This window comes from Micromonospora sp. (assembly GCF_048594385.1).
Classification (GTDB): domain Bacteria; phylum Actinomycetota; class Actinomycetes; order Mycobacteriales; family Micromonosporaceae; genus Micromonospora; species Micromonospora wenchangensis.
Genome location: NZ_JBMDWU010000271.1, coordinates 1 through 7,117, shown reverse-complemented (window position 1 = coordinate 7,117; position 7,117 = coordinate 1). Strand labels below are relative to the sequence as shown.

The 7,117-nt window shown below is 74.2% G+C and carries 11 protein-coding genes; 4 read left to right on the top strand and 7 right to left on the bottom strand.

The features are described 5' to 3' along the window. Positions 1-75: 75 nt before the first annotated feature. From ACOJTC_RS14510 to ACOJTC_RS14500, 3 genes are all read right to left on the bottom strand, one after another. Complete coding sequence (locus ACOJTC_RS14510) at positions 76-255, bottom strand: hypothetical protein (protein ID WP_088643547.1); 180 nt, start codon at positions 253-255, stop codon at positions 76-78. Positions 256-351: 96 nt separating this feature from the next. Beyond that, positions 352-699: a thioredoxin family protein gene (locus tag ACOJTC_RS14505; RefSeq protein WP_377686275.1), complete on the bottom strand. Its 348-nt coding sequence runs from the start codon at positions 697-699 to the stop codon at positions 352-354. Continuing rightward, a complete protein-coding gene (locus ACOJTC_RS14500; protein WP_363791450.1) occupies positions 669-1,061 on the bottom strand; it encodes a MerR family transcriptional regulator in 393 nt (130 codons plus the stop codon). The genes ACOJTC_RS14505 and ACOJTC_RS14500 overlap by 31 nt, the downstream gene beginning before the upstream one ends. Positions 1,062-1,186: 125 nt before the next feature. Between ACOJTC_RS14500 and ACOJTC_RS14495 the strand changes: the two genes are divergently transcribed. Beyond that, the gene (locus ACOJTC_RS14495; protein ID WP_420117261.1) at positions 1,187-1,843 is read left to right on the top strand and encodes a dienelactone hydrolase family protein; all 657 of its coding nucleotides are present in this window, start codon (positions 1,187-1,189) and stop codon (positions 1,841-1,843) included. Positions 1,844-1,959: 116 nt separating this feature from the next. Here ACOJTC_RS14495 and ACOJTC_RS14490 read toward each other — a convergent pair whose 3' ends face one another. Further along, on the bottom strand, positions 1,960-3,129 hold the full coding sequence (locus tag ACOJTC_RS14490; RefSeq protein ID WP_420117260.1) for an AI-2E family transporter: 1,170 nt from the start codon (positions 3,127-3,129) through the stop codon (positions 1,960-1,962). A gap of 224 nt (positions 3,130-3,353) precedes the next feature. Between ACOJTC_RS14490 and ACOJTC_RS14485 the strand changes: the two genes are divergently transcribed. The 3 genes from ACOJTC_RS14485 to ACOJTC_RS14475 all read left to right on the top strand — a co-directional run bounded on the left by ACOJTC_RS14485 (position 3,354) and on the right by ACOJTC_RS14475 (position 5,186). Further along, complete coding sequence (locus tag ACOJTC_RS14485; protein ID WP_420117259.1) at positions 3,354-3,536, top strand: antitoxin; 183 nt, start codon at positions 3,354-3,356, stop codon at positions 3,534-3,536. 187 nt (positions 3,537-3,723) lie between these two features. Further along, positions 3,724-4,932 carry a cytochrome P450 gene (locus tag ACOJTC_RS14480; RefSeq protein ID WP_307826216.1) on the top strand — a complete coding sequence of 403 codons (1,209 nt, stop codon included), beginning with the start codon at positions 3,724-3,726 and terminating at the stop codon, positions 4,930-4,932. Between the two features lie 20 nt (positions 4,933-4,952). Further along, positions 4,953-5,186, top strand: a complete 234-nt coding sequence (locus tag ACOJTC_RS14475; RefSeq protein WP_204925989.1) for a ferredoxin — start codon at positions 4,953-4,955, stop codon at positions 5,184-5,186. A gap of 54 nt (positions 5,187-5,240) precedes the next feature. Here the strand turns inward: ACOJTC_RS14475 and ACOJTC_RS14470 are convergent, their stop codons facing one another. The 3 genes from ACOJTC_RS14470 to ACOJTC_RS14460 form a co-directional block, all read right to left on the bottom strand. Next, positions 5,241-5,843, bottom strand: coding sequence for a hemerythrin domain-containing protein (locus tag ACOJTC_RS14470; protein WP_420117258.1), 603 nt, complete (start codon positions 5,841-5,843; stop codon positions 5,241-5,243). Positions 5,844-6,005: 162 nt separating this feature from the next. Then, the gene (locus ACOJTC_RS14465) at positions 6,006-6,431 is read right to left on the bottom strand and encodes a TIGR03618 family F420-dependent PPOX class oxidoreductase (protein WP_204925890.1); all 426 of its coding nucleotides are present in this window, start codon (positions 6,429-6,431) and stop codon (positions 6,006-6,008) included. Positions 6,432-6,477: 46 nt separating this feature from the next. Beyond that, positions 6,478-6,828 carry a DUF1232 domain-containing protein gene (locus ACOJTC_RS14460; RefSeq protein ID WP_204925891.1) on the bottom strand — a complete coding sequence of 117 codons (351 nt, stop codon included), beginning with the start codon at positions 6,826-6,828 and terminating at the stop codon, positions 6,478-6,480. Between the last annotated feature and the right edge of the window lie 289 nt (positions 6,829-7,117).

Genomic DNA, 7,117 nt, shown 5'->3' with positions numbered 1-7,117 from the left:
ACCCGCTCCCCCCCCCGCGGCGGGGCCCCCCGCGCCCCCCGGCCGCCTCCCCGCCACCCGCAACTGGTCGGCGGGTCAGAACTGGGGGCCGTTGGAGGGTCGGCCACCGGCGTCGCGCGGGGCGACCGCCCGGGGGTCCTCGGGGGTACGCGCCTGCGCCGCCTCGTCCGCCCAGTCGGGCTCGTGCCCGGTGTCCGGTTCGGGGCGGTCCTGCTCGATGGTCCGGGTCTGCTGACGTGCCTTCCGCTTGGCCATGGCGAACCTCGTGATCCGTGCGCGGCGCGGCTGCGCCGGTGTCCCGCGCGTGTTCCCGCCGGCCACCCCCGCAAACCGCCGCCGGGCGCGGGTCCGTCAGGTGTCGAGGTGGCGGGCGAAGGCGAGGCGCAGGTGGTTCTTGGGGCGGGCGCCGACGATCGAGCCGGCCAGCTGCCCGCCGACGAACACCAGCATGGTGGGCAGTGACATCACCCCGTACGCCCGGGTGGTGTCGGGATTCGCGTCGGTGTCCAGGGCGACCACCCGCAGCCGGTCGCCGAACTCCCCGGCCAACTCGGCGAGGTGCCGGGAGGTGCCGACGCAGGGTGGGCACCAGTCGGCCCAGAAGTCGACCACCACCGGCCGGTCGGCGGCCAGCACCGTGTCGGCGAAGGTGGCGTCGGTGACGGCGGTCAACCGGTGCGCTGCCGTGTCCTGAGGCATGTTTCCTCCCGTTGTGCGATGGCCTGGGCGAGCTGGTCGTGCAGCCGGCGGCGGACCGTGCCGAGCCGGTCGAGGTAGGCGTCCACCTCGGCCAGCTTGCGGCGCAGCACCGCCACCGAGTCGGGGCAGACGTCCCCGGAGGCGTGGCCGGCCCGCAGGCAGGCCACGAAGGGCCGGATGTCGTCGAGGCCGAAGCCGACCGCCAGCAGCGCCCGGATCTCGTGCACCACCCGCAGTTCGGCCTCGTCGTACACCCGGTAGCCGTTGGCCGAGCGGCGGGGCCGGACCAACCCGTGCGTCTCGTAGTACCGCAGCGTGCGGGTGCTCGTCCCGGCCCGCTGCGCCAGTTCGCCGATCAGCATCCGACCTCCCCGGCGGCGTCTCCCGGCGTCACGCTAGACCTTGTCGCCGGTGTCAAGGCAACGGGTGAGAGCGGCCCCCGGGCGGGTAACCGCCACCGGCCGGCGAGCGGGAAGGGGCAACCACCATGGGGGTACGCGCCGAGGCGACGGTGTCGCTGGGGGAGGTCAGGCTGCCGGCGGACGTCGACGGGCCGGACGACGCGACGGGGGTGGTGCTCTTCGCCCACGGCAGCGGCAGTTCCCGGCACAGCCCGCGCAACGTGGCGGTGGCCCGGGTGCTCCAGCGTCGCCGGCTGGTGACCGTGCTGGTGGATCTGCTCACCGCCGAGGAGGACGAGGTCGACGCCCGGACCGCGCAGTGGCGCTTCGACATCGACCTGCTGGCCGACCGGCTCACCGGCACCCTCGACTGGCTCGCCGCCGAACCCACGCTGGGCCGGCTGCCGGTCGGCCTGTTCGGGGCGAGCACCGGGGCCGCCGCCGCCCTGGTGGCCGCCGCCGCCCGCCCGCAGCGGGTCGCCGCCGTGGTGTCCCGGGGCGGCCGGCCGGATCTTGCCGGCCCCGCCCTGTCCGGGGTACGCGCTCCGACGCTGCTGCTGGTGGGTGGCCTCGACGACCAGGTGATCACGATGAACGAGCAGGCCGCCGAGCTGCTCGCCGCCCCGCGCGAACTGCGCGTGGTGCCCGGCGCCGGGCACCTGTTCGAGGAGCCCGGCACGCTCGACCAGGTGGCCGACGCGGCCGCCGACTGGTTCACCCACCATCTCCCCGTCCCCGCCTGACGGGGCGGGCCGGTGGGCCGGCCTCAGGCCGGGGAGGCTAGGGGGGCGATGTTGCGGTGTCCGAGGGCTCGGATGCCACAACATCGCCCGCCTTGCGACGAAGAGCGCCGGGTGTCTCAGGCCGGGGCGGCGGCGGGGGGCTCGTCGCGGCGGTGGTGGGGGCGGTCGGCCGGCGGGGTCGAGGCGACCTGCTCCCGGTGCCGCTGGACGGTGTCGACCACCCGGTAGGCGACCGCCGCGATCGGCACCGAGACGAAGGCCCCGGCGATGCCGGCGATCAGCGTGCCCGCCGTGACCACCACCAGGATCACCGCCGGGTGCAACTGCACCTGCCGCTTCATGATCAACGGTTCCAGCAGGTTGCCCTCGACCTGCTGGACGGCGATCACCGCGGCCAGCACCAGCAGCGCCGTGGTCGGCCCGTTCGCGGCCAACGCCACCAGGACGGCCACCGCGCCGGCCACCGTCGCCCCGATGATCGGCACGAAACCGCCGAGGAAGGTGATCAGTGCCAGGGGCAGCGCCAACGGCACCCCCAGCAGCACCAGCGCCAGCCCGATCCCGATCGCGTCGATGGCCGCGATGACCATCGTGCCCCGGCTGTACGAGCCGAGGGTGCGCCAACCGACCCGGCCCGCCTCGGCGGCCACCGTACGGTTCGGCCCGGTCATCCGGCGCAGCACCCAGTGCCACATCGACCGGCCGTCCTTGAGCAGGAAGAACAGCAGCACCAGGGCGAGCAGGGTGGAGCCGAGCGCCTCGGCCGCCGTACGGGCCCCGCCGACCGGGTCGGGGGCGCTGCCGCCCAGCCCGTCGCGGACCTGCCCGATCAGCTTGTCGAGTTGGGCGTCACTGACCGGCAGCGTCCCGGTGACGAAGTCGCGGGAGCGTTGCAGCCCCTCGTCGAGCTGCTGGCTCAGCTCACCGAACTGGGCGGCCGTCAGGTTCCACACCAGCACCCCCACCCCGACCAGCACCCCGAGCAGCAGCAGGACGCTCAGCAGCGCGGCGAGCGCGGCCGGAACCCGCAGCCGGCGCAGGGCCAGCAGCACCGGGTCGAGCAGCGCGGTGAGGAAGAGGGTGACCGCCATCGCGATCGCCAGCGGCGCGAGCAGCACCGCCACCCGGCCCAGCAGGTAGCAGCCGAACACCACGACCACCAGGCAGGCGCTCCACACCACCGCCGTGCGGACCAGCCAGGGCAGCGCCGCCCAGGCCTGCCGTGGGCTGGGGCGGGCGCCCGCAGCCGTCACCTCGGGCGTACGCCCGGCACCGTCCTCGACCACGTCGGTTCCTCCTCGGTCTCGGCGGGGTCGATACCCGACCGGGCCGACCGCGACACCCGGTGGCTCAACGCCGTGCCGGCGGGCAGGTTCCGTTCAGGACGGTCGTTTCCGGACGGTGCCGCCCGTGCGAGGACCGCCCGCTGCTGCCGCGCCGTGGTGCGCTCCCGGTGTTTGCGCCCGGATGGTCGGGGAACGCAGCAGACAGCGAACGAGGAGGGGACATCATGAGTGACTTCATGAACAAGGCCAAGGACTTCGCGGACAAGCACGACAAGCAGGTCGACCAGGGCCTGGACAAGGCCGGCGACTACGCCGACAAGCGGACCGGCGGCAGGTACGACGAGCAGATCGACAAGGGCGTCGACGCCGCCCAGGCGCACACCGGTGAGGGCGACCAGGGCCGCTGACCGGTTTCCCACTGCCGGGCCACCCCGTTCGGGGCGGCCCGGCAGCATCGTGTCAAGGGCTGATCACCTCTGGTAACCATCGAGGACTCTCGCTACTATCCGCACTCGGGGCATGACTCACCGTGGAGTCGTGTGGAGTGGGTCGGCGCGCGAGCCCGCGGGCCGTCGACGAGAGGGAGCATCCCCGGTGACCGAGACAACACACGCCACGCAGGCCCGGCCGTATCCGTTCAGCGATCCGCACCGGCTCGACGTCGACCCCCGCTACGCCGGGCTGCGCCGCGACGAACCGCTGGTCCGGGTGCAACTCCCGTTCGGGGAGCCGGCCTGGCTGGCCACCCGGCACGCGGACGTGCGGACCGTACTGGGTGATCCGCGGTTCAGCCGGGCCGCCGCCGTCGGACGGGACGAGCCGCGCAGCGTCCCCTACCAGCGGGAGTCCGGCATCCTCGGGATGGACCCGCCCGAGCACAGCCGGCTGCGGCGGCTGGCGGCCAAGGCGTTCACCGCCCGACGGGTCGAGGAACTGCGCCCACGCACCCGGGAACTGGCCGACGAACTCGTCGCCGGCATGATCTCCGCCGGGTCACCGGCCGACCTGGTCGCCCACCTCGCCACCCCGCTGCCCATCCGGGTGATCTGCGACCTGCTCGGAGTGCCGGTCGCCGACCAGGACCGGTTCCACACCTGGTCCGAGGCGATCGTGTCGACCACCTCGCTCCGGCCGGAGGTGGCCGAGAGCTACCTCGACCAACTGCTGTCGTACATGGCGGGGCTGATCGCGAAGCGGCGGGTGACCCCCACCGACGACCTGATCGGGGCGATGGTCCGGGCCCGCGACGAGAACGCCGACCGGCTCACCGAGGACGAGATGGTACGTCTGGCGGCGGGCCTGCTGGCCGCCGGCCACGAGACCACCGTGACCCAGATCCCCAACCTGGTCTACGTCCTGCTCACCGAGCCCGCCGTCTGGCAGCGGCTGCTCGACGAGCCGTCCCTGGTGCCGTCCGCCGTGGAGGAACTGCTGCGGTTCATCCCGCTCGGCGCGACCTCCGCGTTCGCCCGGTACGCCCTGACGGACGTCGAACTCGGCGGGGTGCTGGTCCGCGCCGGGGAGCCGGTGCTGGTCTCCATCCCCTCGGCCAACCGGGACGAGACCGTCTTCCCCGACGCCGACCGGCTCGTCCTCGACCGGGAGACGAACCCGCACCTCGCCTTCGGTCACGGCCCGCACCACTGCATCGGGGCCCAACTGGCCCGGATGGAACTCCAGGTGGTCCTGGAGACGCTGCTGACCCGCACCCCGGGCCTGCGGCTGGCGGTGCCCCCGGCGGCACTGACCTGGAAGAGCGGCCTGCTCGTCCGGGGTCTGACGGCGTTGCCCGTGAACTGGTAGCGAAAGGAACGGTGGAGCAGATGGGGGACAGCGGCTGGCGGGTGCACGTGGACCCGACCCGGTGCATCGGGGCGGGGATCTGCGCGAGTTACGCCCCGGCCCACTTCGTCCTGGTGGACGGGGGGTTGTCCCGGCCGGTGGCCGAACGGATCGACCCGGCGGACGCGGTGCTGGACGCCGCCGAGTCCTGCCCGATGGAGGCGATCGTGGTGTCCGACGCGGCGGACGGCAGCCGGGTCGCCCCGGAACCGTGACCGGACCCGGTGGTCACCTCCGGCGGGGTACCCGGAGATGACCACCGGCGACGGTCAGCCCTGCCCGTCGTGCAGCTCGGCCCGGCTGGTCGGCCGCCCGCTCAGCGAGTCCCTGATCCGGTCGACCAGCCCGGCGCCGGGGTTGATCAGCCGGTTCGCCGGCGGGTGGTCAGGTGCGCCGGGATGCGGGCGGGTCGGCAGGTGCCCCTTCGCCGCCAACACCCGGTCGGCCAGCTCCACCAGCTCCTCGTGGGCGACCGCCGCCCGTAGCCGGGGGAACAGCTCCGACTCCTCCTCCCGTACGTGGTGCCGGATGCTCTTCGCCAGGTGGCTGATCAGCGGCTCGAAGCGGGCGTCCGACGGGTCCAGCGGCTCCAGTTCCTTCAGCGTCCGCTCGGCGGCGGCGTGTTCGGCGATCTCGTGTTCGGCGAGCTGGTCGCCGTCGGGCAGGGCCCGACGGGCGGTCGGGTAGACGTACATCTCCTCGGCGACCGCGTGCCGGATCAGTTCGGCGATCAGCACGTCGGCCAGCCGGCGGCGGTGCTCGGCGGTGCCCTGCGGGTTCTCCAGCTCCACGAAGATCGCCTCGATCTCGTGGTGGTCGGCGGTCAGCACGTCCACCACGTCCTGAGCCGTGGTGGCCTGTAGGTCGCTCATCTCGGTGCCCCTTACCGGTTGCGGACGGATCGGCTCCTGGCGGGCCTGTACCCACCGCCGGCCACCCGAACCCATCACCGTCGATGAGCCACCACCCGTCGACCCCGCCCGCTGGCGACGGTCAGCGACCCGCCAGCCGGCCGGCCGTCCCGCCGGTCGGTCCTATTCGGACGTGAGCGGCGGGAGGGAGCCGAGCAGGCGGGTCACGCCGATCTCGATGACCACCCGCTCCGGGTTCGGGCGCGGCGGGCGGTAGCGCTCGGCGTACCGGCGCTCGGCCTCGGCCACCGCTGCGGCGTCGGTCCGCAGCACCGCCCGGCCCTCGACGGTCAGCCACCAGCGGCCGTCGAGGTGACACGCCGCCACGGGGATCCCCGCCGCACCGGCGGCGGCGACGTACCGGGCCTTGGCCGAACCGGCGGACGTGATCACCCGGGCCAGCCCGGCCGCCGGATCGTAGGTCAGCCCGACCGGTACGACGTGCGGCGTGCCGTCGGGCCGCAGGGTGGTCAGCGTGGCCAGGTGCCGCTCGCGGCAGAACGTGAGGACCCGCTCGTCGTCCGGGTCCAACCGGTGCCTGCCGGCCATGTCCGTCCCCCGTCCCAGGGCCGGCGTGACCCCGGCTAGGCCCCGATCATGACACGATCTGGCGGGACTGGCCCGGACCGGGCGGGACACCCGTGCGGCCGGGTTGACCGGGCAGGCTGCGACCGGCGGCCCGGCGGCGGTGGGCCAGCCGGGTCAGGTAGATCAACGCCCCGGCCAGCACGCCCATGTCGTCCAGGTAGATCGGGTCGGGCAGGAGGTCGACCGGGCAGATCGTGTAGATCAGCGCACCGTAGAACGCCACCTTGCCGCCCACACCGAGCGTGCCGAGCAGCCGTCGGGTGCGGACCACCCGTACCGCCAGCAGGACCGCGCCGACCAGTGTCGCCAGCGCCAGGACCGCGCCGACGACGACGAGCGCCCACATCTCCCGGGACATGCCCGCAACGCTAGTGCAGCGCCGCCCACCGTGCCGCTGTCCGCGACGTGACGCGCCGCCGTCACCGGCGGGTGGCGCGGCCCGGCGTCGGCGGCGACGTCGTCGTGCGGTCGGTCAGGTCGTGGGGGTGGGTCAGTAGGCGGGAACGGCGGCCCGGCCGCGCGCCACGACCGGGTTCTCCCGGGTGGTGTCCGCCGCCGAGCGTGGGGCCTCCGGCATCGGCAGCACCGACTCGGCCCGCTCCGGGCGGCGCTCCCGCGCGGCGAACGCCTCGTCGCGCAGGCTGCGG